The sequence below is a fragment of the Blautia sp. BCRC 81119 genome (assembly GCF_003184505.1).
GTDB classification, from domain to species: domain Bacteria; phylum Bacillota; class Clostridia; order Lachnospirales; family Lachnospiraceae; genus Blautia_A; species Blautia_A fusiformis.
Window position 1 is genome coordinate 93,049 of sequence record NZ_QJHD01000012.1, and the last position, 24,378, is coordinate 117,426.

Genomic DNA, 24,378 nt, shown 5'->3' on the forward strand with positions numbered 1-24,378 from the left:
TTTGAAGCATATCAATAGCAATTTTATTCAAAATTATTATATGTGTCTAAGGAGGAAAACAGGATGGTTGAACTGATCGTAGGAAAGAAAGGCAAAGGAAAAACAAAAGTACTATTAGACAAAGTAAACGGAGCTGTTAAGGACGCCAACGGCAGTATTGTTTACTTAGACAAGAGCACCAAGCACATGTATGAGCTGAACAACAAGGTCCGCCTTATCGATGTTTCCGGATTTCCGGTTAAAAATGCGGACGAGTTTGTAGGATTTATCTGTGGTATCCTCTCTCAGGATCATGATCTGGAGCAGGTATATCTGGACAGTTTCCTTACAACAGCCAAGCTTGAAGGAAAGGATGCAACCGAAACACTGGATCAGTTAAGTGCCATCGGTGAGACCTTCAAAGTTTCCTTTATTATCAGTATGTCTCTGGATAAAGAAGAAGTTCCGGAAGCATATCAGGATAAAATTATCTGCGCATTATAATAAAATTGAATATGAACGTCCTATTTTGTACATAAAGCATAAAAGAACGTAAATTTTTAAAGGGATCTGTCCTCAGGACGGATCCCTTTTTAACTGTAGGAAACTTTGTTTATTCTTCATTTCTGTGGTATACTGAAGAGCAGAATAAACACACAGGAGCGTTTCATATGAATCATTTACTGGAAAAAATCAAACAAAAAAATGCATCCGCATTCACCCACAGCGGGAAATTTCACGCAGACGATGTTTTTTCTGCCGCTCTGCTTTTATATCTGAATCCCGAGATCACCATCACACGTGGAAACCAGGTTCCTGAAAACTATGAAGGTCTTGTTTTTGATATTGGCAGAGGACAGTATGATCATCATCAGAAAGACAGCCGTATCCGCGATAATGGCGTCCCATATGCGGCCTTCGGCCTTCTCTGGGAAAAGCTTGGACCGGAAATCCTAGGTGAGGAGCTGGCACTAAAATTCGATGAATCCTTTGTCCAGCCTCTGGATATCAATGATAATACCGGTGAAAAAAATGAACTTGCCACACTGATCGGCAATTTTAATCCGGGATGGGATTCCAAAAGCAGTAATGACGAAGCCTTTTTCCAGGCAGTCAGTGTGGCAGGCATGATCCTGGAAAATAAATTCGAGCGTTACCTTGGAAATGAACGTGCAGACAGACGGGTGGAAGAAGTTCTTACAGAACATGCTGCTTCCCTCGCTTCGGGTGATACCCCGGCAGAAAATACCAATATCCTTATACTTCCGGAATTTATTCCCTGCCAAAAACGCCTTTCGGAAACCAACATTGCTTTTGTGATCTTTCCGTCCAACCGGGGCGGTTACTGTATCCAGCCACAGAAAAAAGAATATTCCATGAATTACAAATGCAGTTTTCCTTCTTCCTGGCTTGGCCTGGAAGGCGAGGAGTTATCTTTGGTAACCGGTCTTAAAAGTGCAGCCTTTTGTCATAAAGGAGGATTTCTCATGACCTGCGGAACCCTTGAGGATTCTGTTCTTGCCTGCAGGAGCAGTCTTGCCGCCTTCCATGAAGAAGCTGTGATCGTAAGCCTTGGCGGAAATAAAGAAACAGACATGCTACTTCAAAAGCTTCCGGATCTTTCTTCTGCCAGGATCATACATTTGCCGGTTCCCCAATTACCGGAGCTGACTCTGAACGGAATCTACGGAGAACTCTCCATGGAAAAGACAGAATGGAAAAGCTTTATAAAAGACAGAATTAAAGAAATCCTCCGCTACAAACCGGAAGCAGTTTTTGCAGATAATGCCATGTTTTCCCTGTATCCCATCGTTCATGCTCTGCGAAAAAAACATATTCCCGTTCTTACAGCAGTAGAAAAAGACGGACAGAAGCTTCTGGTACGGATCCCATCCGGTTCTTAAAGATCTTAAACATGTAATTAATTGTATTTACAGATATATTCACATTGCGTATTTATACAGAAAGAAGGCATGTTTATGCGAGAAGAAAAATTTAAAATGGAAAGACAGGGGCTGATACAGGTGGGCGATAAAGTAAAGATCTCCGAATTTCTCTCTGCCACGAACTACAGCTATATCATTGAGCCTGCAGTAGCCATGTCTGGCTGCTACAGAAACGCAGACCGCATCAGATCCAAAGAGGGCATCATCAAAAGCATTGAGCATACGCCACGCGGCTTTATAGTTACTGCAGAATTTGACGAATAAACATATGTCCATCCGATAAGATCCGGCAATTAGCAATATGCCGGATTTTTCGCTGAAAAACTGGCTGATTTATTCTGGATTATATTATAGGAATCTGGTATTATAGAGAAGATATTTGTGTAATTTCTCTAATTATCAGGAAATTGCAAATTTTTAGAACAGAGGTGTAATATTATGAGCTGGTACAACGAAGCAATCTTCTACCATATTTATCCACTTGGACTTACAGGCGCTCCAAAAGAAAATGATTACGGAACTCCTGTACATCGACTGAACACACTGCTGCCGTGGATCGACCACATCAAAGAGATCGGATGTACTGCCTTATATATAGGGCCGCTTTTTGAAAGTGTCGGACATGGCTATGAGACAACCGATTACAAAAAACTGGATTCCCGTCTTGGAACCAATAAAGATCTCACCAATTTTGTAAAAGCCTGCCATGAAAAAGGCATCCGCGTGATCTTTGATGGTGTATTCAACCATACAGGCCGTGATTTCTTCGCTTTTAAGGATATCCAGAAAAACCGTGAGCATTCCCCTTACGTTAACTGGTACTGTAATGTAAATTTCGGCGGAAATACCGAATATAATGACGGTTTTTCCTATGAAAACTGGGGTGGATACAATCTTCTTGTAAAGCTGAACCAGCGCAATCCGGAAGTACAGAACTATATCTGTGATGTGATCCGTTTCTGGGTTTCCGAATTTGATATTGATGGAATCCGCCTGGATGCCGCTGATGTTCTGGATTTTGATTTCATGCGTATTCTACGTCATACCGCAGATGAGGTTAAGAAAGACTTCTGGCTTATGGGAGAGGTCATTCACGGAGATTACAGCCGTTGGGTAAACGGACAGACTCTTCACAGTGTAACTAACTATGCCCTTCACAAGGCACTTTACAGCGGACATAATGACCACAACTATTTTGAAATTGCTCATACAGTAAAATATCTTCAGAATATGGGAGATCTGGACCTCTACAATTTCGTGGACAACCATGACGTAGAGCGAATTCATACCAAATTGCAGAACAAAGCACATTTTGCTCCTGTACATGTACTTCTTTATACTTTACCTGGCGTTCCAAGCATTTATTACGGCTCAGAATTCGGTATTGACGGAAAAAAAGAAAAATTTTCCGATGCCAGCTTACGTCCGGCACTTGATCTTAACGATTATGCGGATGCTGCAACAAAGAACCCATGTACTGCACTGATCGCAGCCCTCGGAAAGGTCCGCCAGGGAACTCCTGCATTAAGCTACGGTTCCTACGCAGAACTGGCTCTTACAAACCGTCAGTTTGCCTTTGCAAGAGATCTGGAAGGCATACGAGTGATCGTTACTGTGAATAATGATGACAGTGATTCAGAGATGAACCTTCCAACAGGAAGTGCTCCGGAATACGTAGGTGCCCTCACAGGTCAGAAGGTTTCCGCACAGGGCGGACGGATCCGTGTCCGTGTTGCAGCAAACAGCGGTGAGATCTGGCTTCCTGCAGGAGATATGCCGGAATATAAGCCGGTTCAGACTAATGTTCCGGAAACTGCCGCAACAAAAGAGAACGAAAACGCTGCATCTGAGGCAGAAGAGGAGCAGGCGGCTGAAAACAGCACTGTAACAGAAGCTGCCCCGGAAAAAGAAGCTTCAAACGCTGAAAATACAGATAAAGCTTCTGACAATACAGCAAACGCAGCGGATATTCCGTCAACTCCTGAAGCAGAATCCTCCAATACACAGGAAACGGAAACGGTCACTGCGCCAAATCCGCACAAAACACCAGAAGAAATGACAGTAGGCGAACTTCAGGCTGCTATCCTTGCAAAAATGGCAGGAAACGGACCCGTAGATGACCAGATGAAAAAGACCGTATACGACAACATCTGGCATGATTCTCTTGTAAACTGGCTGAAGAGCTTCCGATAGGAAAAGAATAATAAAGTAAGATTCCACAAAAAACAAGGCAATCCGATCATATCTTATGCGGTGAGCCTTGTTTTTTTGTGAAAACAGATATTTATTTTACATAATATATATTATGTATAGTTATGATCCTGTTTTTCTGTAATTTAGGAGAACAAAAAAACAGCAGAGATTTCCAACTTAAATAGGTCAGAAATCCCCACTGCTTTTATCATTCTGTTTATTATCTCTCATCAAAAGGTACAAAATCTGCATGATGCCCCACATACTTATAAGCAGGACGGATGATCTTATTGGCACTGATCAGCTCTTCCAGACGATGTGCACTCCAGCCAGGCATACGTGCGATGGCAAAGATCGGAGTAAAAAGTTCTTCCGGAATACCAAGCATTGAGTAAACGAAGCCACTGTAGAAGTCAACATTTGCGCAAACATTTTTGAACAGCTTTCTGTGTTCCATGACCAGTTTTCCGGCAATACCCTCAACCTTATCATAGAGCTTAAATTCATCTATCATTCCTTTTTCCTCTGCAAGAGCCTGTGCAAAACGTTTCAGGATCACTTCTCGCGGATCGGAGAGTGTATAAACTGCATGTCCCATACCATAGATCAGACCTGCATGATCAAATGCTTCTTTATTCAGTATTTTCTGCAGATATGCTGTGATCTCCTCATCACTTTCCCAGTCCTTTACATTGGCCTTCAGATCTGTAAACATGTTCTGGACCTTCAGGTTGGCACCACCATGACGCGGTCCCTTCAGTGAACCGATGGATGCAGAGGTAGAAGAGTAGCTGTCTGTTCCGGAAGATGTTACTACATGTGTGGTAAAAGTAGAGTTATTACCACCGCCGTGCTCTGCATGAAGTACAAGTGCGATATCAAGGACCTTGGCCTCAAGCTCTGTATAATTGCCGTCCGGACGAAGCATCAGAAGGATATTCTCGGCAAGTGAAAGCCCCTTCTGCGGATTGCGGATAAAAAGTGTCTCGTCTTTACGGAAATGACGGTATGCGTGATAGGAGTAAACCGCGATTTCAGGAAGCTTAGCGATCAGTTCCAGAGACTGGCGGAGTACATTCTCCACAGAAATATCTTCCGGGTTATCATCATATGTATAGAGAGCAAGTACGCAGCGCTCCATAGCATTCATAATATTGGCATTGGTTCCCTTCATGACAACGTCACGGACAAAACGTCCTCCCAGATCCTCCATGTCAGAAAGAAGCTCAAGAAATCTGGAAAGCTCTTCCTTGCTGGGAAGCTTACCGAAAATCAGAAGATAGATCGTCTCCTCAAAACCAAAACGTCTGTCCTTCAGTCCGTTTACGATATCCTGCACATCGATTCCCCGGTAATACAATGCACCGTCTGCAGGAATACGTCTGCCATTGACCAGCTTATAGCCGGTAACATCGGAAATCTCAGTAAGACCTGTGAGAACACCTTTACCTGCGGAATCACGAAGTCCTCTTTTTACATCGTATTCCACATAAAGGTTGGGATCGATGTGATGATTCTCTACCAGTTCCTTTTCAAAGAATTTCATTCTGCCTTTCAGCTGTTCGGAGTCCTCCAGACTCATCATTTCATGCTTTTTTTCCATAATTTTTTCCTCGTTTCCCCATTGTATATTAAAAAACACTGATACAGTTAAGATTGGTTACATCTTTGTAATCAGTGTTCGGGTATGGCATACATTTGTGTTTACCTGGTTAATAATTCTACAGTAAAAGTTTCGAAAATGCAAGAGGGTATTTCTTTTTTTCGTGTATAAATATTCATAATATGACCTAATTCATCTATTATTACATTTATTCATCAAAATCCGTCTGGTTTCCACAACGAATCTATGTTATGATTATTCCGTAATTTTTCTTATAATAGTAGTTTGTTTCACATCGGACTGCTGCCGCCTATCTCTTTCACTTGCTGTCGGAATCGGATTCACCACAGCAAGTGAGAGCGGGATCTGGGATATTTTCCCGTCGATCATACAGTCCGTTTTTGCGCAAAATGTAGTTGCTGTTGTATTTATCATATCCATTGTTTTAAGCTGTATCCTGCCTGAAAACATGGACATTGAAAAGATCAAGGAATAGGGATGTAAAAATGTTTAAAATTCTCATTGCAGAAGATGACCTGGAACTCCGCCAGCTTTTCCGGCATGTCCTCTTAAAAAACGGTTATACAGTAAAAGGGGTCTCTGACGGACAGGAAGCGCTGGATGCCCTGGAAAAAGATTATTACGATCTGATCATTTCGGACATAATGATGCCCAACATGGATGGCTATGAACTGGTCCGCTCACTCAGAGATGCCGGAGATTCCATTCCTGTACTTATGGTCACTGCCAAAGATGCTTTTGATGATATGCGTATGGGATTTCTGTCCGGTACCGATGATTATATGGTGAAACCGGTCAATATCAATGAACTGGTTTTGCGGGTAGGTGCACTTCTCCGCAGAGCACAGATGATCAATGAGCGGAAACAGCGAATCGGAGATACCATTTTGGAGTGCGATTCCCTGACGGTCTCCACCTCCTCGGAAAGTATGGTACTTCCTCAGAAAGAATTCATGCTCTTATATAAGATGGTTTCTTTTCCGGGAAAAATCTTTACCCGGCAACAGCTTATGGATGATATCTGGGGATATGATTCCGCAAGCGATGCCCACACAGTAGATGTCCACATTGGAAGGCTTCGGGAACGCTTTCGCGATAATCCGGATTTTAAGATCGTGACGATCCGTGGAGTTGGATATAAGGTGGTAAAGGCATGAAAAAGAAACTCTTCATAAATTTAAGCATTCGTTTACGTTTTATCTTTATGATCATGTTGGAGCTTGTCTGTGTATCTCTGATATCCTGGCTTGTTATGGATGTACTGCATATTTCAGCTGTTCCGAACATCGTATGGATCATCCTGGCCAGCGTGACCGCAGGGGGTGTCCTTAACAACTTTCTCAGTATCCGGTATTTCGGTCCTGTACTAAAGCTGAAAAAAGCCATGCAACAGGTTGCTGAAGGCGATTTTTCCGTCCGACTGGAAACGGAAAAGCAAATGAAGGAAATCCGGGATATTTATTCTAATTTCAACCTGATGGTCCAGGAACTGGAAGCAACGGAGATTCTGCAGACAGACTTTGTTTCCAATGTTTCCCACGAATTCAAAACTCCCATCAGTGCTATTGAGGGTTATGCAACTCTGCTGCAGGATGATGACATGCCTATATCAGAAGAGCAGGAGCAGTACATCAGCAAAATCCTTTTTAACACCAGAAGGCTTTCCCACCTGGCAGGAAATATCCTGTTGCTGTCCAAGATCGAACACCAGTCGATCCAGACCCGTCAGAACTGGTACCGTCTGGATGAGCAGATCCGACAATCCATTGTTATGATGGAACCGAAATGGTCAGAAAAAGAAATTGAATTTGATGTGGACATGATGGATGTGGAGTATCTTGGAAACGAAAATCTCATCTGTCATGTATGGGACAATCTGCTTTCCAATGCTATCAAATTCAGTCCCTGTGGTGGTACGATCTATATCCGGATGATGCCGGAAGGAGAAAAGATCCGTTTTTCCATAGAAAACGAAGGCCCCCAGATCAGTGAATACTCCATGAAACATATCTTTGACAAATTTTACCAGGGCGACAGTTCCCATAAACAGGAGGGAAACGGTCTTGGACTTGCCCTTGTAAAACAGATCCTGAACCTGTGTAAGGGAACCGTTTCCGTGGAAAATATTCCCGGAAGCGGCTGTCGTTTTACTGTTATACTGTAAAACAAATATTTTACACATATCCATAAAACCAAAAAACAGCGGACACCTTATTTTTCATGAGGTTCTTCCGTTGTTTTTTATTTATATAAACTTTTTCATAAACTTCAACAATTGTTGAGAAACAGTTGATGTTAAGTTGCAGATCATCTTTTAAAGTATAGGATAGTTATTTATGAAAAAATACAGGAGATATGGACTATGTTATTAAAAAAAGCACCTGCCTACCGGAAAGCAGAAAAGGAAGATTTTTCAATAATCCGGGAATTTATCCGAAGAAATTATAAAGACCGCTGGGAGTTTGAGGAAACACATACCGAAAAACGTCTGACCAGACTTTTCTTTTACACCTATATGATATACAGAGATAGCGTTACCGTGGCAACCTACCGTGATCAGGTAGTTGGGGTGCTCATTACCGGTAAAGAATCTCATGGCCATTTTGCCCCGGTTTTCCGTTTGAAAAAAGGCTATCATTTCCTGCGCCTGAAGTTTACTAAGGAAGGCCGGAAGAATCTGGAGCATTTTAACAAACTTCAGGATATGAAAAAACAATTGACTGTTTCCCCGGAGAAACCGACTCCCGGAAATATCCTCTTTCTTTATGTAAGCAAAGATTACCGCAGAAACGGAATCGGTACCGGGCTTCTCAAACAGATTTCAACAGAGAAGGATACGGATTATTCCATATATATGGACCAGCTGGATCAAAGAACCTTTATGGAAAGTCATGGTTTCGTAAAGAAAAACGAGGTTTCCCAGATGCGGGAGCTAAACAAAAAACGCTTCCGGGAAAGTGTAGCTCTTTATAAAAAAGAACCGCGTTGCGAAACACATTCATAAATTACGCAGGAGATAAATGGAAAATGAAAAAAATTGGAATCATGGCTGACAGCCACAGTGGCATTTTAAAACAAGAAGCAGAGGAACTGGATATTCATGTCCTTCCCATGCCTTTTTATCTGAATGGAGAACTGTTTCATGAAGACCTGGATTTTTCCAGAACAGGATTTTATGAGAAGCTGCGTGAAGGAGCAGATGTTTCAACTTCACAGCCTTCCCCACAGGAAGTTATGGAAATGTGGGACGAAATGCTTTTATCTTATGATCAGATCCTCTACATTCCGTTGAGCAGTAGTTTAAGCGGTTCCTGCATGACTGCTGCCGCCTTGTCTCAGGAACCCAAATACGAAAACAAAGTGTTTGTGGTAGACAACGGGCGTGTTTCCACACCCCTTCACCGTTCCATTCTGGATGCGATAGACCTTGTGGAAGATGGATATACAGCACCGCAGATCAAGGATATTCTGGAAGCATCCCGTGAAAAAACCGTGATCTATGTCGGATTAAGCACACTGGAATATCTGAAAAAGGGAGGCCGTATCAATACCACCACAGCACTGGCCGCAAATCTTCTCAATATCAAACCGGTTATGAAATTTGGAACCGGTAAGCTGGATGTTTTCCAGAAATGCAGAGGCATGAAAAAATCAAGAAAAGCCATGATCGATGCTATGCACAGAGAATTGGAAACAACTTTCAAAAAAGAATATGATGCTGGAAAAGTATATCTTATGGCTGCCTCCAGCAGCACTGCGGAAATTACCGCAGACTGGATCTCACAGATCCGGGAAAGCTTTCCGGGAATGGATGTGATGTGTGATGATCTTTCCCTTGGACTTTCCTGCCATATTGGCCCGGACGGACTGGGAATCGGATGTTCCTGCATGCCTTTATAAAAAACGTCTCAATATTTTCTGCAAATAATCCAGGGTTGTGGTATGATATTGTTATCAATACATAACAGGCAGATTTTATCTGTTATTATAGCACTTCCAACCATTCATGTTCTGCACAGCTGAACTTGATGCAGTAATTTCTGGAAGTGCTATGATCAGAAGGGAGAAATTATCATGGCAAAAACAATTAAAGAATTAACACAGGATCTTCTTCAGGCACCATCTGCATGCAAAGAAGTAAAAGAAGCGGCACAGAATTATCTGGATGCGGCAGGAACTGAGAAAGAAGCAGATGCGGCAACTGCTTACGTAAAAGAGCTGGAAGCAGATATCATGCCCATCGACGGACTGATCTCTTTTGCAGGTTCTGACATGGGTGCACAGGTATTTGGCGCAGATGACGCAAAAAAGATCCTGGCTCATGCTGAGGAGATCAAAGCTTCCGGTGCAAAATACTGTGACTGCCCAGCATGTGCAGCCTGCGAAGCACTTCTGAACAAAAAAGCAGAAATTCTGAAGTAATCACATGGCCCAGTTTGAAATTGAGATCAAGCTTCCATTAAAGAATCTTAAGGAAACCCTGAAATTTCTGACAGAGCAGGGATTTCAGGAGACAGCACAGATCCAGGAAGAAGATACCTATTTTAACAGTGTCTATCATGATGTAAAAAAACGTGATGAAGCACTGCGTATCCGAACAAGCACAGACTGCAGATCCGGTATTTCTAAGACTCAGATTAATTTTAAGGGGCCCAAACTGGATAAAATCTCCATGTCCCGAATGGAACTGGAAACAGAAGTATCCGATGCAGAAGTGCTTAAAAATATTCTCATCCATCTGGATTTTTCTCCGGTAGCGTCGGTCATGAAAATGCGAAAGTATATGAAATGTGGCAGATTTACCGCCTGTCTGGATCAGGTAGAGGGACTTGGAGACTTTCTGGAGCTTGAGGTGATCACAGAGCAGGAAAGTGAGCGGAAAGAAATTTTATCCAAAATGGAAGATCTGCTTGCCATATTGGGATATCACATGTCGGACACTGTACAGACTTCTTATCTCAGTATGCTTCCGAAAAAAATTAAATAAAAATCTTTTTTAAACCAGCAGGAATATTTTCGTGTGAGTATCTAAGGTACAGAATACGGAAATGTTCCTGTTTTTTCTTTTCTTACAATTCTTCGGCGTTCCAAGTTTATCTACCATACTATAAATCCCATATCACAAAGCAACATCAAACCACATTCAATGTACATGTCATTACTATTGACCAATTGTGTTTTTTGTTGTTTTGTGTTTATTTTTATGTGGTTTATTGAATGTTTACAAGATTTTTCGTATTTTATATGTGGATTTATTGATATTTTTTCAAAAAAGCCCTTTACAAATCCACACAATCGGGCATATAATGAAGTCACAAACAACAAGAAAGCATATTAAAGCAATCGTAAACACAACAACAAACCACATTTAAACACGGAGGGAATATATTATGAAAATTCTTGAATCTAAATTCGTACAGGGTTTTATCAAAATGGCAGACGATGGATATCAGCAGGGATGGCACGAGAGAAACGGTGGAAACTTAAGCTATCGTCTGAAAGCAGAAGAAGTAGAGATGATCCGTCCACGACTGAACGCACCTGGAGAATGGACCCCTATCGGTGTTGAGGTTCCGGGACTGGCAGGAGAGTTTTTCCTGGTAACAGGAAGTGGAAAATACTTCCGTAATATCATCGTTGACCCGGAAGTATGTCTTGCGATCATTGAGCTTGACGAGACAGGAACCAATTACCGTATCCGCTGGGGTCTTGTAGAGGGAGGAAGACCGACCAGCGAGCTCCCGACACATCTTATGAACCATGAAGTAAAGAAAAAGCTTACCAACGGAAGACATCGTGTTATTTATCATGCACATACCACCAATACCATTGCACTTACCTTTGTTCTTCCTCTGGATGACAAAGTATTCACCCGTGAACTCTGGGAATCTGCAACAGAGTGTCCGGTAGTATTTCCGGATGGTGTGGGAGTTATCGGATGGATGGTTCCAGGCGGAAGAGAAATCGCGATCAAAACTGCTGAACTGATGAAAAAATATGATGTGGTTATCTGGGCGCATCATGGTATGTTCTGCTCAGGCGAGGATTTCGACCTGACCTTCGGACTTCTTCATACCGTTGAAAAATCCGCAGAGATCCTGGTTAAGATCTTATCCATGGCTCCGCAGAAACTGCAGACCATCACACCGAATGACTTCCGTGCTCTTGCAAAAGATTTCAAAGTAACTTTGCCGGAAGAATTCCTTTACGAAAAGAAATAAAATCCTTCATATGCAGCAAATCCTATAATCGGTATCTCTATCTGAAACTTTATCAGAAACAACCAAATATTTGCTGATTTTTGCCGATAAATCTGGTATGATAAAAACATATCTGGTTTATCAGCAAATTAATATCAGAAAGGATATGGGATAAAGTATGGAAGAATTATATAAAGCGATCGAAGAGAAGATCAAAGCAAGCGGATACCCGCGAAAGATTTCCGGAGAGGACGTTTACGACGACATCTGCGATCAGATCGATGGGAAAGAGAATGGAAGCTATGTGCTGCTTTCCAAATTTGATGATGATGTGATCTTTGAATATCATATCTCAATTATGGACAGTGAATTTAATCTGGGTGTTCTTACCATGCGTACTCCGGAGGGTGTATTCGAGACAGATTTTGATAAATAAGTTAAGTACGGATTTTGATTTTGGGTCATGGATATAATACAGATGTCCATAATCACTGCTTAAGGTTTTTTGAACCCTACAGGGAATTTGAGATTTTCTTGATCTGATTAAATATATAGAGGCAGTTGATTTACATAATTTATATTATGTGAACTAACTGTCTCTATATTTATATGCAATGCATGTCAAACGAATCAGTTGCTCCGCAGTCCCATTATTCATCAGTCCTCGCGAAGACGTACCGCCTTGGCCGCCTGACGCCGTCTAGCATCATCCAGAGCCGCATAATGCTTCTTAGTAGTATTGACATCCTTATGACCCAAAACATCCGCTACAAGGTAAATATCACCGGTTTCCTGGTACAGGGCAGTACCATAGGTGCTGCGAAGCTTATGCGGGGTGATCTTTTTTGTAGTTGTGATCTCCCTGGCATATTTTTTAACCAGATTCTCGATAGCCTGAACACCGATCCGGCGGCGTTGGGTAGAATAGAAGAGAGCGTGCTCATGGCCTGCCAGAGGCGTAATATTCTCCCTGACTTCCAGATATTTCTTCAACGCTTTTTCTACTTCAGGACCAAAGTATACAACCATTTCATTTCCGCCTTTTCGGGTAACTTTGATTCCATTGTTTTTGAAGTCTACATCCTCAACATCCAGTCCGACACATTCCGATACTCGAATCCCGGTACCAAGAAGGAGAGTAACAATAGCAAGATCTCTGTCCTTCGTTTTTTCATGGTACATCCGTTTCTGCCCGGTCAGCGTATCTCCGCAATGCTCAATATAATCCAGCAGCATGGCAACCTCATCTGTATCCAGACGAATAATATTCTTATCATGGATCTTGGGCACATCGATCAGAACAGACGGATTGGTGGTAATCATTTCATGTTTATAATAATAAGCATAAAAACTTCTTAAAGCAGAAATTTTACGTTTGACGCCACGTTCACCATTTGTTTCCGTTTTGGAAGAGTCCGCGGATTTATAAACTTTGAGAAATTCTTCATATTCCTCAAGATCAACAGCTTTGACCTGATCCAGAACATCAACTGTAAAATCCGACATGGTTTTGTCTTTGAACATTGGATTTTGCTCCAGTAAAAACTGGAAAAATATACGAATGTCATATGCATAGGAAATTCTGGTCTTGGTTGTAGTCGTTGCATCAATAGCCCGGAAATAATCCCTGCAAAATGGCGGAAGCGTTTTTAAAACCTCACGGAGTTTTAAAGTATTGTCAATGTCATTTTGTTCGTGGTAAGTAATTTTGTTATCCATAAAAACTCCTTAATATATAAATTTTACATAATTTGCAGGAAATACCTGAAACATCTGTTAAAAGAAGTGGTTTTACACTCATCTATATCTATACGACAAACCCGAGTTTTTCAAATAGATGGGTAGTGCAAACGGCTACTTCCGTAGATTTTCATCAAAAATAACGGTAAACGGCCCGTCATTTTCCAAAGATACTTTCATATCTGCACCAAAAATTCCGTGTTCCACAACCGGAACCTGTTTACTGGCTTCCGAAATAATATATTCATATAATTTATTTGCTTCATCCGGTGCACCGGCTTCTATAAAGCTTGGACGGTTTCCCTTACGGCAGTTTGCATATAAGGTAAACTGTGAAACCAAAAGCAATTCCCCGTTTACATCCGCCAGGGACAAATTGGTCTTTCCATTTTCATCCTCAAAAATACGAAGTCCCAGAAGCTTTTTCAGATACCAGTCTGCATCCTCTTTGGTGTCCTCACGGCCAACGCCGATCAGAACAAGAAACCCTTTTCCAATTTTTCCGACAATTTCTCCGTCTACTTTGACTTCTGCATGATTTACACGCTGAATTACAAATTTCATAACCTGTTCTTCCTCCGTCTCCGTCTGTTTTTCTGCTTCAATCGAAAGCCTATATATTTCGCCTGAATAAATTTAACTAAAAATGTAAACATTCGTTTAATTTCATCCCAAGCCCCGGACCAGATTCTGTTTTTTTCCGCTTTTACTGTAACTTCCTGTGCTTTTGATACGGATTTTTTCACCGGCATTGGCAGGACCTTTCCGGAAACGGGGTCTACACAATCAATATCTCTATAAAACTCAGCATCTGCAGACATATCTTTTTCATCAAGACTACGTCCGATCAGCTTCCATACGGCAGCATTCAGCACAGCAAATACAGGAACTCCAACGATCATTCCCGGAACTCCAAATAAACCACCACCGACCATGATTGCAACAATAACCATAAAGCTGGACAGTCCGGTCGACTCACCCAGGATCTTTGGTCCAAGGATATTTCCGTCAAACTGCTGAAGGATCAGAATAAAGATCAGGAAATACAGGCTCTGAATGGGATCTACCAGCAAAATAAGAAGAATACATGGAACTGCTCCCAGATATGGCCCGAAAAACGGAATAACATTTGTAACACCAACGATCACACTGACCAGAATCGCATATGGGGTTCCGATGATCGATGTTCCAACATAACACAATACACCGATAATTGCGGAATCCAGGATCTTTCCGCTGATAAATCCACCAAAGGTTTTATGCGTAAAACGCATGGAATGAACAAGAAAGGTTGCCCATTTGGTTGGAAGAACTGCATAAACAGCCATTTTTGCCTTGGCAACAAATCCCTCTTTATCCGCCAGTATATAAAGAGATACGATCGCTCCAATAAGGAAATTCTTCAGAAAAACAAGAAGATCCAGAAAGCTTGCGGATATATTTTTCATCATAAACTGCATCTGGGGAAGGATCGTATTTGTCAGATACTCCTGTAATCTACTGGAATATTGATTGATCTGGCTGATCATATCCGGATTCAGTTTCCATCCCTTTTCCACGACGGAGTTTAACCAGTTTTCCACTACACTTACGTAATGAGGAAAACTGTAAATAATATTCATGATGCTTCGAATCAATTGAGGAAGGATCATCATGACAAGGGCATAAATGACCAGAAACATAAGAAATACAGAAAGGATCACACAGATCCAGCGTACTACTTTCCTCCCCTTTTTCTGAAGTGCTTTATTCCTTTTTTCAAAAATCGGAAAAATGATCTTCCTCTCCAAAAAATTAACAATGGGAGTTAGCAGATATGCTATGGCAGCTCCGTAAATGATCGGCGCCATAATACCGAAAAATGTTTTAATTCCGGTGATCAGAGATTTCATATGGAAAATCCCGTAATAAAATAAAATACTGGCAGCAATAACCAGAAATGCAGTCACACCTAACTGCACATAGCGATGGTTCCAACGAATTTTCATAGTAATTTCCTCCACCAGGTGATTATAACATAGCATCTCTGGTTTGTGTCTAAAAAAAACATAAACATTATTTTCCAATAACCTGCAAAGATAAATTCCGACTTCAGGGTATCGCGCTGATACAGAAAACACCCCGCCATAAAATGGCAGGGTGCCTAAAAATCTGATGTTTATTTTTTCAGGCTGTCATAAATGTGAATGGCTTCGATAATTGCCTTCGCAGTTCCATCAATGCCAAGCTTGCTGCTATCCAGACAAAGATTATAGCTGTCCGCAGATCCCCATTTCTTGTTGGTATAATAATTATAGTAGCTGGAACGGCTTTTGTCTGTCTTGTTGATCATGTCCTTGGCCTCTTTGGCATTTTTATTGTATTTCTGAGCAATACGGTTGATACGCCAGTCAAGGTTTGCATGAACAAATACACTGAAACAATCCGGATTATCTGCAAGTGCATAATCCGCACATCTGCCGACCATTACACAGGGACCTTCTGAAGCCAGCTTCTTGATTGCCTCAAACTGTGCAAGAAAAATCTTATGGTTCATAGGCATGTCTGTAAATCCGGCTGAGGAATACCCAAATGAATAAGTATCCATTACAAGAGAATAAAGAAAACTGTTTGTTGGCTTCTCATCATGATGCTCAAACAGCTCCTTGCAGATCCCACTGTCATTGGCTGCGTGCTCCAGCAGCTCTTTATCATAGCATTTGATTCCAAAATATTTAGCAACTTCCTGGCCGATCTGTCTTCCGGCGCTGCCATATTTACGACCGATAGTAATAATAGAACTTGTTGTATTGTTACTCATAACAGCCACATCCTTTCTGCTCAGATTCAGCGAATTTGCAAATATTAACTCCGCTTCCTCTTTAATATAGTTATTATACACTATATTCCACAAGTTTTCCAGCTATTTTCGCAATTTTGTCAGCAATTTAACAAAATATTCCGGAAGTGGGGCTGTAAATTCCATATATTCCCCGGTACGTGGATGAACAAATCCAAGGATCATTGCATGAAGTGCCTGTCCCTCCAGATGATAGGGATTTCTGGATGAACCATACACCGTGTCCCCAAGAAGCGGATGTCCGATACTGGCCATGTGCACACGGATCTGGTGGGTACGTCCTGTTTCAAGACGACATTCCACATACGTGGCCTCGCCAAAACGTTCCAGCACTTTGTAATGTGTTATTGCATCTTTACCATTTTTATGATTGATGGCCATTTTTTTACGATCTGTCGGATGCCGTCCAATAGGTCCCTCTATGGTTCCCTCATCCTCTTTCAGATTTCCCTGCACAACTGCCCGGTAGCGTCTGCGGATACTGTGACGTTTCAGCTGTTCTGCCAGATCCCGGTGAGCAATATCATTTTTGCATACCAATAGTGCCCCAGTGGTATCCTTATCAATTCTGTGGACAATTCCAGGCCGCATCACTCCGTTAATACCGGAAAGGCTGTCACCACAATGTGCCATAACTGCATTGACCAGTGTTCCCTGATAATGCCCGGCTGCAGGATGTACAACCATCCCTTTGGGCTTATTAACGATCAGTACATCTTCATCCTCGTAAAGAATATCCAGCGGAATATCCTCCGGAACGATATCCGGCTCACTGGAATCCGGGATCTCCAGATGGATCCTGTCATTTTCACGGACCTTATAATTAGATTTGGCAGCCTTCTCTCCCACGGTAATCTGTCCTTCTTTCAGAAGTTTCTGAAGGAAAGACCTGGAAAGACCGCTGTCTTTCTCAGCAAGATAGCGGTCGATTCGTATACCTGATTCTTCTTTTTCTACTGTATAATCATATATTTCCATTTATATCTCCTACAAGAACAGACAAATGCATTATATCTCTGCCCGGATCACTGTTTGATATTCAGAAACGCAAAATCATCATCTCTGTATTTCGTGCATACAAACAGGATCAGAAAAATTCCACTTACAACCACATAAACATCCGCAAGATTAAATACCGGAAAATCGATCAGGGAGAAATAGATAAAATCGATCACATACCCTCTGAAAAAACGATCGATAAAATTTCCCAGTGCACCAGCTGCAAGTACTGTAGCAATGGTGAGCAACGGCAGATAAAACCGCTCTTTCGGAATACGGATCCATGCATAGAGGATCACTCCCAGAAACAGTACACTCACAATGGCAAAAAAGAGTACACTTCCCTGAAACATTCCAAACGCAATTCCCCTGTTTTCCGGATAGAGATAATGGAGTTCAAGTACGCCAGGAATCAGCGAAACCGATGGTTGTCCTTTCAGATACAGATATGACAGCCATTTTGCTCCCTGATCCGCAGCCACGAGTAAGATCAGCAAAAAAATGTCCCCCGACATACACTTACTAAAAGACATTTTCTGATGATGGTTAACACGACTGATCATAGAGTTATCTCCTGAATACAGGAAAGCATTTCTTCATCGGTAACTGTTTTGTCGATCAAGCTTTTTCCGATACCATCCATCAGGATAAACCTGATATGTCCCTGTTCCATTTTTTTGTCTTTCTTTGTTGCGGAAAGAACTTCTTCCGGGATAAGACCATCTACATGCACCGGAAGATCGTAATCCGAACATCCCTGGCAGATTTCCTGATATTCTTCTTTGGTCAGAAGTCCTCGTTTCATGGAAAGATATGCCGCAGCTACCAGTCCGACTCCCACACACTGTCCGTGGAGCAGGGTGAAATTCTTAAGTTTTTCTACTGCATGCCCCACAGTATGTCCCAGGTTAAGAAGCGCACGCTCTCCCTGTTCCTTAGGATCACGCTCCACAACGCCTGCTTTGATCTCACAGCATCTGCGTACCATTCTGGCAATCCGTTCCATATCCAGCTTTTTGATCCCTTTCTGCTCACAGCATACATAGCGGAAAAAATCTCCATCACAGATCAATCCTGTTTTTAAAATCTCACCCATTCCGCAGGCAAACTGTTCTGCCGGAAGCGAAGAAAGAGTGCTTAGATTCATATATACAAGACGTGGCTGGTGAAAAGCTCCTACCATGTTTTTGTATTGCTGAAAATCTACGCCGGTTTTTCCGCCAACGCTGCTGTCTACCTGTGCAAGCAGTGTTGTCGGTACCTGAATGAAGTCAATCCCCCTGAGATAAGTTGCCGCGCCAAATCCGGTAAGGTCGCCTACCACACCACCGCCTAATGCAACAAGCAGACTTTTTCGGTCAAGACCATTTTGGATCAGGGCCTGATACAATGCCGAAACGGTATTAAGGTTTTTGTTTTTTTCTCCTGCCTCAAAGGTGAACACAGAAATATCGGAACTTACCTCACTTAAAACCTGTTTTACAGATTCTTCATACAGTGGTCCCACATTAGAATCTGTTACAATGCAGATTTTTCTGTCAACAAGTCCTTCTTCCTTCATAACCTGTGCCAGATTAGAAAAATCTTCTTCAAAACAGATGGGATAATGAAAATCACCTTCTCGTTTTACAAGTAATTTTGATGCTGTCATTGCGTTTTCCTCCTAGCTGTTCAGATATAAAGCAGAATCCGTACCCCAAGACGTCCTTTTTTTGTCTGACGGGATACCCCATCATAAATAAAACGTCCCTTTTTCCGAACGGATATGATGTCTCCCTCTTTGGGCTCATAACCATTGGATGTGATCAGTTTTCCATTTACAAAAACAAGCCCTTCTTCAATACAATGCACAATACTGCTTCTGGAAGTCCCAAAAGCCAGTGCGATCAGAGAATCCAGGCGTACGGACGCACAGGTTCCACTAACTGGTTTCAGTTCCGGCCTCGGAAGATCACCCGGATCTTCTATCTTCGACGCCACAACTGTGGTATGTCTTACACGACACAGATTCTCCAGAAAAAAATCTGTCATCTGACGCAGACAGAAAAAGCTCGCAGTATGATCTTCTATAAGAATATCCCCAACAACACTCCTGTCAACCCCAAGATTCAGGATCGCTCCCAAATAATCCCGATGTGTCAGATCTTCTGAAAATTTCACTGCTTTTGGCTCAAGCCGGATACAATCAATGGGATAATCCCATGTAAAAGCAAGAGCATCAGGGTGAAAGGCTACCATCTGACGCTCTGCATTCTCATATCCGCCAAAACCTTCCGCTGTAACACCCAGCTTATGAAAATTCTGACTGTTTAAAATATTCCGTTCATTTAAATTAAGAAAATCCGTAAATGTGGTAATATCTCTCTGATAGGCCAGATTTGCCAGTTCACGGATTCTCTTAACAAAAAGTTCTTCTTTATCCATGAGGTTAATAACCCACTCTAACAGACGGCACAGAACCGCCAAGGATATTCTGAAGATCACCTGTAATATCTACATTATATGGTCCAAGTACAAAAATATAGCTGGATACCTGCTGAAGGCTTCCTCCAAGTGAATAACATGCACCGGAAGTAAAATCGATGATCCTCTGTGCAAGCTCCACATCGATTCCTTCAAGATTCAGGATCACGGTAGAATTATCGACCAGTGTATCCGCAATTTCTCTTGCTTCCTCCATGGTTGTAGGCTTGATCACACAAACTTCCATATTTGCAGCCTGGGAAGAACGCTTGCTTGTACGCATTGGGGTGATCTTGGAAGAAGGTGCCGGTCTGGAAATACGTTCCTGCCTTGCCGGGGCCTTGGCTGCAGCTGTCTTTGCAGATGACTTAGCAACAGGTGCCTTAACCGTTTCATCTTCCGGCTCATCCTCCAGAAAATCCTCTTCCTCGTCATTTTTTTTCTTGGAAAATTTCTCAAAAAATTTCTTCTTTGGTTTCTCTTCCATATCATCATCTTCATCGAGGAAATCGTCATCATAATCGTCCTCATCCTCAAGAAGGCTATCATCTAACAATTCGTCATCGTCATAATCGTCGTTCAGTTTGATGGCATCTAAAAACTTGTCTAAAACGCCCATTTTAAATCTCCAATCTTATTAGTCTTATAATGCGTAATTTCTTGCACCAAAAATACCAGTGCCTACACGCACCATCGTAGCGCCCTCCTGCACGGCAACCATGTAATCTCCGGTCATTCCCATACTCAGAACACTCATAGTAACATTATTAATGTTTTTAGCAGCAATGTCAACACTTAATTTCTTAAGTTCACGGAAAATTTCGCGATTTTCCTCTGCATTATCAACATAGGGAGCAATTGTCATGAGCCCCTTTATCCGAATGTGTGAAAAATCTGCGATCTGTTCTATAAGCGGTAAAACTTCTTCCGGTTTCAGACCAAATTTACTTTCTTCCTGCGCTACATTTACTTCTATAAGGATCGGAACAATAACCGCTTTTTTCGCTGCTTCTTTTTCAATCGTCTCGGCCAAGCGAAGCGAATCTACAGAATGGATCATTGCAACTTTATCCACAATATATTTTACTTTATTACGCTGAAGATGTCCGATCATATGCCATTTGACATCTGAAGGCATCTGATCATATTTATCCACGATCTCCTGCACTTTGTTCTCTCCAAAGACACGTGCTCCGGCATCATAAGCCTCCTTCAGCATTTCCACCGGTTTGGTTTTGCTTACTGCGATCAGTGTGACTTCATTCGGATCTCTGTTAATTTTATTGCAGGATTCATTAATATTTTTCTGCACCTGTGCCAAATTTTCCGCTACCATGATATAAATCCTCCTTTAATTAGTAAAGTATATCCTGTTCACTTACTTTATCTGCATTTTTCACAATACGGTCATATCGGACAAGCCCATTATAGGTTTCCTTTGATACAACCGCATATTCCTCATTTTCATCCAGGATCTCGATCCGGCGGAATACCGCATATCCCTGATTGACACAGAAAACTCCCTCCAAAACTTCTGTATCTCCGATGATAAACTTCTCTCCACTATCCGGCTCAACAAGAGCATCACCTTCTTTAAATTTATTCTTGTCTACGTAATAAATATAGCTTGTTTCCTGTGTTTCTTTGTCTGTGATCTCATCACGGCCATAGATACCGGCACTGACAAAGGTTGTCGTACTGTCGCCTTTTTTATTTCTTCCGGAAAGCATAAATCCGGATTGCTGTGTTTCATCATCCGTCGTAAGATATTTGGAAGGTATTGCATAAAACTCCTTCGTTACGATAGAAGATAACGGGATCTTTAAACCTGTCACATTGTTCGTGACAAGTTCTATTTCCAGAAACCGGTCTGACGCATATCGGATCAGTCCCTTATTAAAATCAATCTTACCGTATTTAGCCCCATCGATCTCCATGATCGAAAAGTCTCCTGTCTGCGTCAGATCATCTTTCAGGAACTTGACACGGATCGATGTACGCTCCTTCAGATTAGCAGCCTGCTTCTCACTTAAAGGAATCAAAAGACTCCAGCGTTCATCTGTAATGATCGTATAAATATCATCTCCGGCCTTTATCTGTCCATCTGTTTTCAGATCCGTTTCCTGATAGGAATTCTGATCAAAATCAGCAGCTGTGACATTATCAACGGTTTTGGTTTCGTAGCCATCTGTAGAATACAGGATGATCCCGTCTGTCTGCGCACGGCGGATATTCGGATCACTGGAAACTATTGTTGTAACTGTGGCTTCCTCTCCATCTTCAGACGTCGTGCTTGCAGAAGAAGCTCCCGAACTGTCTGAAGCATACTGAAGGATGCTTCCATTGAGCTGATATTTAAAACTATAGGCACTGTTGAATTTGCTGGGATCAAATCCTTTGGAAAAGCTTTGCATATTACTGCGTATATCCGCCAGCTCCTCTCTGTTCAGAGAGGTTACATTGTCTGCAGATCTTGAACTGTTCAGACTGTAGACAGCACCGTTGGCATTGATCTTGGTACCTTCCCTTGCGTAATATGTAACGTAACCGCCCGCATCTGCCTGCACTACGTTCTCTGTCATGATCGCCAGCCCTGTGTATGTCTCATTCATGGATAACGGACCGGAGGGAACCTGATAAGATTCCATATGAGAAGCTGTAAGATAAAGAATCACACTAAAGATCATATAGATAAAAATTGCTCCGAACATTACAGTTCCAATGTTCAGACCAAAAATTTTACGAAGCTTTGCTAAGAATCCCGGAGTTTTTCCGGAATGTACTTTATTATCCGGCAAATGAATGCCTCCTTTACATCGTTCATCTCTTAAAGTTCGTTTTATTGTAACATTTTATTTAAATGAATACAAGCTTTAAAACGTGCGAACATACTTTCCGAATATCCGTTTGCCATTTTTTCAAAAGTATGTTATACTATTCAAAATATAATTTCGTGATGCTGTCATATTATGGTCGACAGCAGATAAAATCAACCCAGGGAGGTAAGTACACATGACATATGGCAGAATCAGTAAAAAGCAGCAGGAAATACTGGATTATATGAAAAATGAGATCCTTAACAGAGGTTTTCCGCCCTCCGTCCGTGAAATCTGTGAAGCAGTAAACCTGAAATCCACATCTTCCGTTCACTCCCATCTGGAAGCTCTGGAAAAAAACGGATATATCCGCAGAGATGCCACCAAGCCCCGTGCGATCGAGATCATTGATGATAATTTCAATCTGGTCCGCCGCGAGGTTGTCAATGTTCCTCTTGTAGGCACTGTTGCTGCCGGACAGCCGATCCTGGCAGTGGAAAATATCGATGCTTACTTTCCGATCCCGGCTGAATATATGCCCAATGAACAAAGTTTCATGCTGACTGTCAAAGGCGACAGTATGATCAATGCAGGTATTTTTGATGGAGATCAGGTTCTTGTAAAGCAGCAGGCAACAGCAGAAAACGGCGACATGGTAGTTGCTCTGATCGATGATTCTGCAACAGTTAAGACTTTCTACAAAGAAAATGGTTATTATCGACTTCAGCCGGAGAACGACAATATGGAACCGATCATCATCACCGGTAATCTGCAGATCCTCGGCAAAGTATTTGGTGTATTTCGTTTCTTTTCATGATAATATAAACAACAGATCCCACCCAATGTAATGTGATTTAAAAAGAGAGATATCTTTAAGGTAGCTGTACAGCCCCACAAAGATATCTCTCTTTTTTTTCAGCAGAAAACTTCTGCTTTTTGATTTCTTCTTATTTAGTTCACATAATATTTTTACAGTAAACTAATATAACAAATTTTACTCATTCTTATCCTTTCGCAAACATGATTTTTCTGTTTTTCGTAAAAATCGTTATCCTCTGTTTTAAGCAATATTTGCTTGTTTCAGACGATTAGTAGTCTAAATAAAATCAGAATTTTATTTAGTTTGGAACTTGTTGTTGTTATCATAAATCGTTGAATTCCTCGATTAAAGAGGCTCATGATTTAGATTTTAATAACCCATTGCTTTAACAATATCATCGTCTTTTAGCTCAACACCGACTCTTATTTTTTCGATAAGATCTCGCTGCCAATCTTCTAGTTCGTCCACTCTCCATTCACTGATCTCTTGTGCAACGAAGCAGCGTTCCCTATCCCATATACTTTCTTGCTTATCCTTGTCTGTATATGGGATAGATCTGTAATATGTTTTCTCACTAAATTCATACTTTACATTGAAATATAGATATCGGAAATATTCTGTGTAATGTATTTCTTTTGGAATTTCTGCACCATAATATTTGCCGTTTACTTCTTTGTAATGATATAGCTTCTGTTCAGAAAGCCGTATGTCAAATAACTCTTCGATTGTTTTATCTTTGTCTTCCGGGTGTTCTTTAAA

General features: G+C 41.6%; 25 protein-coding genes and 2 pseudogenes. 14 read left to right on the forward strand and 13 right to left on the reverse strand.

Annotated features, from left to right (window positions below):
- The first annotated feature begins 63 nt into the window (after window positions 1-63).
- The 4 genes from DMI82_RS09230 (at window position 64) to DMI82_RS09245 (ending at window position 4,118) form a co-directional block, all read left to right on the forward strand.
- On the forward strand, window positions 64-483 hold the full coding sequence (locus DMI82_RS09230; RefSeq protein ID WP_021652042.1) for a hypothetical protein: 420 nt from the start codon (window positions 64-66) through the stop codon (window positions 481-483).
- Window positions 484-650: 167 nt separating this feature from the next.
- On the forward strand, window positions 651-1,883 hold the full coding sequence (locus DMI82_RS09235; protein ID WP_110103141.1) for an MYG1 family protein: 1,233 nt from the start codon (window positions 651-653) through the stop codon (window positions 1,881-1,883).
- Between the two features lie 75 nt (window positions 1,884-1,958).
- Entirely contained in the window at window positions 1,959-2,189 is a 231-nt protein-coding gene (locus tag DMI82_RS09240) for a hypothetical protein (protein WP_015525138.1), read from the forward strand.
- Between the two features lie 174 nt (window positions 2,190-2,363).
- Window positions 2,364-4,118, forward strand: coding sequence for an alpha-amylase family glycosyl hydrolase (locus DMI82_RS09245; RefSeq protein WP_110103142.1), 1,755 nt, complete (start codon window positions 2,364-2,366; stop codon window positions 4,116-4,118).
- A gap of 220 nt (window positions 4,119-4,338) precedes the next feature.
- On the opposite strand, the gene DMI82_RS09250 is transcribed toward DMI82_RS09245, so the two are convergent.
- On the reverse strand, window positions 4,339-5,721 hold the full coding sequence (locus tag DMI82_RS09250) for a citrate/2-methylcitrate synthase (protein ID WP_022427281.1): 1,383 nt from the start codon (window positions 5,719-5,721) through the stop codon (window positions 4,339-4,341).
- 310 nt (window positions 5,722-6,031) lie between these two features.
- On the opposite strand from DMI82_RS09250, the pseudogene DMI82_RS20680 reads away from it, so the two are divergent.
- From DMI82_RS20680 to DMI82_RS09295, 9 genes and pseudogenes are all read left to right on the forward strand, one after another.
- A pseudogene (locus DMI82_RS20680) lies at window positions 6,032-6,217 on the forward strand (purine permease); the annotation flags it as partial.
- Window positions 6,218-6,227: 10 nt separating this feature from the next.
- On the forward strand, window positions 6,228-6,899 hold the full coding sequence (locus tag DMI82_RS09260; RefSeq protein ID WP_059085856.1) for a response regulator transcription factor: 672 nt from the start codon (window positions 6,228-6,230) through the stop codon (window positions 6,897-6,899).
- The gene (locus tag DMI82_RS09265) at window positions 6,896-7,906 is read left to right on the forward strand and encodes a HAMP domain-containing sensor histidine kinase (RefSeq protein ID WP_059085857.1); all 1,011 of its coding nucleotides are present in this window, start codon (window positions 6,896-6,898) and stop codon (window positions 7,904-7,906) included. Before DMI82_RS09260 ends, DMI82_RS09265 begins: the two co-directional genes overlap by 4 nt.
- Before the next feature lie 198 nt (window positions 7,907-8,104).
- The gene (locus DMI82_RS09270) at window positions 8,105-8,746 is read left to right on the forward strand and encodes a GNAT family N-acetyltransferase (RefSeq protein ID WP_059085858.1); all 642 of its coding nucleotides are present in this window, start codon (window positions 8,105-8,107) and stop codon (window positions 8,744-8,746) included.
- Between the two features lie 23 nt (window positions 8,747-8,769).
- Window positions 8,770-9,642, forward strand: a complete 873-nt coding sequence (locus DMI82_RS09275; RefSeq protein ID WP_059085859.1) for a DegV family protein — start codon at window positions 8,770-8,772, stop codon at window positions 9,640-9,642.
- A gap of 174 nt (window positions 9,643-9,816) precedes the next feature.
- Window positions 9,817-10,164, forward strand: a complete 348-nt coding sequence (locus DMI82_RS09280) for a hypothetical protein (RefSeq protein ID WP_015525145.1) — start codon at window positions 9,817-9,819, stop codon at window positions 10,162-10,164.
- Window positions 10,165-10,168: 4 nt separating this feature from the next.
- A complete protein-coding gene (cyaB, locus tag DMI82_RS09285; RefSeq protein ID WP_110103143.1) occupies window positions 10,169-10,729 on the forward strand; it encodes a class IV adenylate cyclase in 561 nt (186 codons plus the stop codon).
- A 403-nt stretch (window positions 10,730-11,132) separates the two neighbouring features.
- Complete coding sequence (gene rhaD / locus DMI82_RS09290) at window positions 11,133-11,963, forward strand: rhamnulose-1-phosphate aldolase (protein ID WP_110103144.1); 831 nt, start codon at window positions 11,133-11,135, stop codon at window positions 11,961-11,963.
- Window positions 11,964-12,120: 157 nt separating this feature from the next.
- A complete protein-coding gene (locus DMI82_RS09295) occupies window positions 12,121-12,378 on the forward strand; it encodes a hypothetical protein (protein ID WP_015525151.1) in 258 nt (85 codons plus the stop codon).
- 221 nt (window positions 12,379-12,599) lie between these two features.
- Here DMI82_RS09295 and DMI82_RS09300 read toward each other — a convergent pair whose 3' ends face one another.
- The 11 genes from DMI82_RS09300 to DMI82_RS09350 all read right to left on the reverse strand — a co-directional run bounded on the left by DMI82_RS09300 (window position 12,600) and on the right by DMI82_RS09350 (window position 22,781).
- Complete coding sequence (locus DMI82_RS09300) at window positions 12,600-13,661, reverse strand: tyrosine-type recombinase/integrase (protein ID WP_022427274.1); 1,062 nt, start codon at window positions 13,659-13,661, stop codon at window positions 12,600-12,602.
- Window positions 13,662-13,796: 135 nt separating this feature from the next.
- Window positions 13,797-14,246 (reverse strand): D-aminoacyl-tRNA deacylase, encoded by a 450-nt coding sequence (dtd, locus tag DMI82_RS09305; RefSeq protein WP_092069999.1) that lies wholly within the window; start codon window positions 14,244-14,246, stop codon window positions 13,797-13,799.
- Window positions 14,243-15,670 (reverse strand): AI-2E family transporter, encoded by a 1,428-nt coding sequence (locus tag DMI82_RS09310; protein ID WP_110103145.1) that lies wholly within the window; start codon window positions 15,668-15,670, stop codon window positions 14,243-14,245. The genes dtd and DMI82_RS09310 overlap by 4 nt, the downstream gene beginning before the upstream one ends.
- A 170-nt stretch (window positions 15,671-15,840) precedes the next feature.
- On the reverse strand, window positions 15,841-16,482 hold the full coding sequence (locus tag DMI82_RS09315; RefSeq protein ID WP_022427272.1) for a cytidylate kinase-like family protein: 642 nt from the start codon (window positions 16,480-16,482) through the stop codon (window positions 15,841-15,843).
- Between the two features lie 102 nt (window positions 16,483-16,584).
- A complete protein-coding gene (locus DMI82_RS09320) occupies window positions 16,585-17,499 on the reverse strand; it encodes an RluA family pseudouridine synthase (protein WP_110103146.1) in 915 nt (304 codons plus the stop codon).
- Window positions 17,500-17,546: 47 nt separating this feature from the next.
- The gene (lspA, locus tag DMI82_RS09325; RefSeq protein ID WP_242872557.1) at window positions 17,547-18,017 is read right to left on the reverse strand and encodes a signal peptidase II; all 471 of its coding nucleotides are present in this window, start codon (window positions 18,015-18,017) and stop codon (window positions 17,547-17,549) included.
- A gap of 62 nt (window positions 18,018-18,079) precedes the next feature.
- A complete protein-coding gene (gene aroB, locus DMI82_RS09330; RefSeq protein ID WP_110103147.1) occupies window positions 18,080-19,171 on the reverse strand; it encodes a 3-dehydroquinate synthase in 1,092 nt (363 codons plus the stop codon).
- A 20-nt stretch (window positions 19,172-19,191) separates the two neighbouring features.
- Window positions 19,192-19,944 carry a YlmH family RNA-binding protein gene (locus DMI82_RS09335; RefSeq protein WP_021652062.1) on the reverse strand — a complete coding sequence of 251 codons (753 nt, stop codon included), beginning with the start codon at window positions 19,942-19,944 and terminating at the stop codon, window positions 19,192-19,194.
- 4 nt (window positions 19,945-19,948) lie between these two features.
- Window positions 19,949-20,602, reverse strand: coding sequence for a cell division protein SepF (locus tag DMI82_RS09340; protein ID WP_021652063.1), 654 nt, complete (start codon window positions 20,600-20,602; stop codon window positions 19,949-19,951).
- Between the two features lie 24 nt (window positions 20,603-20,626).
- Window positions 20,627-21,319 carry a YggS family pyridoxal phosphate-dependent enzyme gene (locus DMI82_RS09345; RefSeq protein WP_015525161.1) on the reverse strand — a complete coding sequence of 231 codons (693 nt, stop codon included), beginning with the start codon at window positions 21,317-21,319 and terminating at the stop codon, window positions 20,627-20,629.
- Window positions 21,320-21,338: 19 nt separating this feature from the next.
- On the reverse strand, window positions 21,339-22,781 hold the full coding sequence (locus DMI82_RS09350) for an HlyD family efflux transporter periplasmic adaptor subunit (RefSeq protein ID WP_022427267.1): 1,443 nt from the start codon (window positions 22,779-22,781) through the stop codon (window positions 21,339-21,341).
- Between the two features lie 214 nt (window positions 22,782-22,995).
- Between DMI82_RS09350 and lexA the strand changes: the two genes are divergently transcribed.
- The gene (lexA, locus tag DMI82_RS09355) at window positions 22,996-23,616 is read left to right on the forward strand and encodes a transcriptional repressor LexA (protein ID WP_015525162.1); all 621 of its coding nucleotides are present in this window, start codon (window positions 22,996-22,998) and stop codon (window positions 23,614-23,616) included.
- A 372-nt stretch (window positions 23,617-23,988) separates the two neighbouring features.
- On the opposite strand, the pseudogene DMI82_RS09360 reads toward lexA, so the two are convergent.
- Window positions 23,989-24,378 (reverse strand): annotated as a pseudogene (locus tag DMI82_RS09360) (hypothetical protein); the annotation flags it as partial.

What these genes read in the sequence shown, in the direction of transcription:
- DMI82_RS09230 (WP_021652042.1), top strand. Translation starts at nt 64, where the DNA reads ATGGTTGAACTGATCGTAGGAAAGAAAGGCAAAGGAAAAACAAAAGTA.
- DMI82_RS09235 (WP_110103141.1), top strand. Translation starts at nt 651, where the DNA reads ATGAATCATTTACTGGAAAAAATCAAACAAAAAAATGCATCCGCATTC.
- DMI82_RS09240 (WP_015525138.1), top strand. Translation starts at nt 1,959, where the DNA reads ATGCGAGAAGAAAAATTTAAAATGGAAAGACAGGGGCTGATACAGGTG.
- DMI82_RS09245 (WP_110103142.1), top strand. Translation starts at nt 2,364, where the DNA reads ATGAGCTGGTACAACGAAGCAATCTTCTACCATATTTATCCACTTGGA.
- DMI82_RS09250 (WP_022427281.1), bottom strand. Translation starts at nt 5,721, where the DNA reads ATGGAAAAAAAGCATGAAATGATGAGTCTGGAGGACTCCGAACAGCTG.
- DMI82_RS09260 (WP_059085856.1), top strand. Translation starts at nt 6,228, where the DNA reads ATGTTTAAAATTCTCATTGCAGAAGATGACCTGGAACTCCGCCAGCTT.
- DMI82_RS09265 (WP_059085857.1), top strand. Translation starts at nt 6,896, where the DNA reads ATGAAAAAGAAACTCTTCATAAATTTAAGCATTCGTTTACGTTTTATC.
- DMI82_RS09270 (WP_059085858.1), top strand. Translation starts at nt 8,105, where the DNA reads ATGTTATTAAAAAAAGCACCTGCCTACCGGAAAGCAGAAAAGGAAGAT.
- DMI82_RS09275 (WP_059085859.1), top strand. Translation starts at nt 8,770, where the DNA reads ATGAAAAAAATTGGAATCATGGCTGACAGCCACAGTGGCATTTTAAAA.
- DMI82_RS09280 (WP_015525145.1), top strand. Translation starts at nt 9,817, where the DNA reads ATGGCAAAAACAATTAAAGAATTAACACAGGATCTTCTTCAGGCACCA.
- cyaB (WP_110103143.1), top strand. Translation starts at nt 10,169, where the DNA reads ATGGCCCAGTTTGAAATTGAGATCAAGCTTCCATTAAAGAATCTTAAG.
- rhaD (WP_110103144.1), top strand. Translation starts at nt 11,133, where the DNA reads ATGAAAATTCTTGAATCTAAATTCGTACAGGGTTTTATCAAAATGGCA.
- DMI82_RS09295 (WP_015525151.1), top strand. Translation starts at nt 12,121, where the DNA reads ATGGAAGAATTATATAAAGCGATCGAAGAGAAGATCAAAGCAAGCGGA.
- DMI82_RS09300 (WP_022427274.1), bottom strand. Translation starts at nt 13,661, where the DNA reads ATGGATAACAAAATTACTTACCACGAACAAAATGACATTGACAATACT.
- dtd (WP_092069999.1), bottom strand. Translation starts at nt 14,246, where the DNA reads ATGAAATTTGTAATTCAGCGTGTAAATCATGCAGAAGTCAAAGTAGAC.
- DMI82_RS09310 (WP_110103145.1), bottom strand. Translation starts at nt 15,670, where the DNA reads ATGAAAATTCGTTGGAACCATCGCTATGTGCAGTTAGGTGTGACTGCA.
- DMI82_RS09315 (WP_022427272.1), bottom strand. Translation starts at nt 16,482, where the DNA reads ATGAGTAACAATACAACAAGTTCTATTATTACTATCGGTCGTAAATAT.
- DMI82_RS09320 (WP_110103146.1), bottom strand. Translation starts at nt 17,499, where the DNA reads ATGGAAATATATGATTATACAGTAGAAAAAGAAGAATCAGGTATACGA.
- aroB (WP_110103147.1), bottom strand. Translation starts at nt 19,171, where the DNA reads ATGACAGCATCAAAATTACTTGTAAAACGAGAAGGTGATTTTCATTAT.
- DMI82_RS09335 (WP_021652062.1), bottom strand. Translation starts at nt 19,944, where the DNA reads ATGGATAAAGAAGAACTTTTTGTTAAGAGAATCCGTGAACTGGCAAAT.
- DMI82_RS09340 (WP_021652063.1), bottom strand. Translation starts at nt 20,602, where the DNA reads ATGGGCGTTTTAGACAAGTTTTTAGATGCCATCAAACTGAACGACGAT.
- DMI82_RS09345 (WP_015525161.1), bottom strand. Translation starts at nt 21,319, where the DNA reads ATGGTAGCGGAAAATTTGGCACAGGTGCAGAAAAATATTAATGAATCC.
- lexA (WP_015525162.1), top strand. Translation starts at nt 22,996, where the DNA reads ATGACATATGGCAGAATCAGTAAAAAGCAGCAGGAAATACTGGATTAT.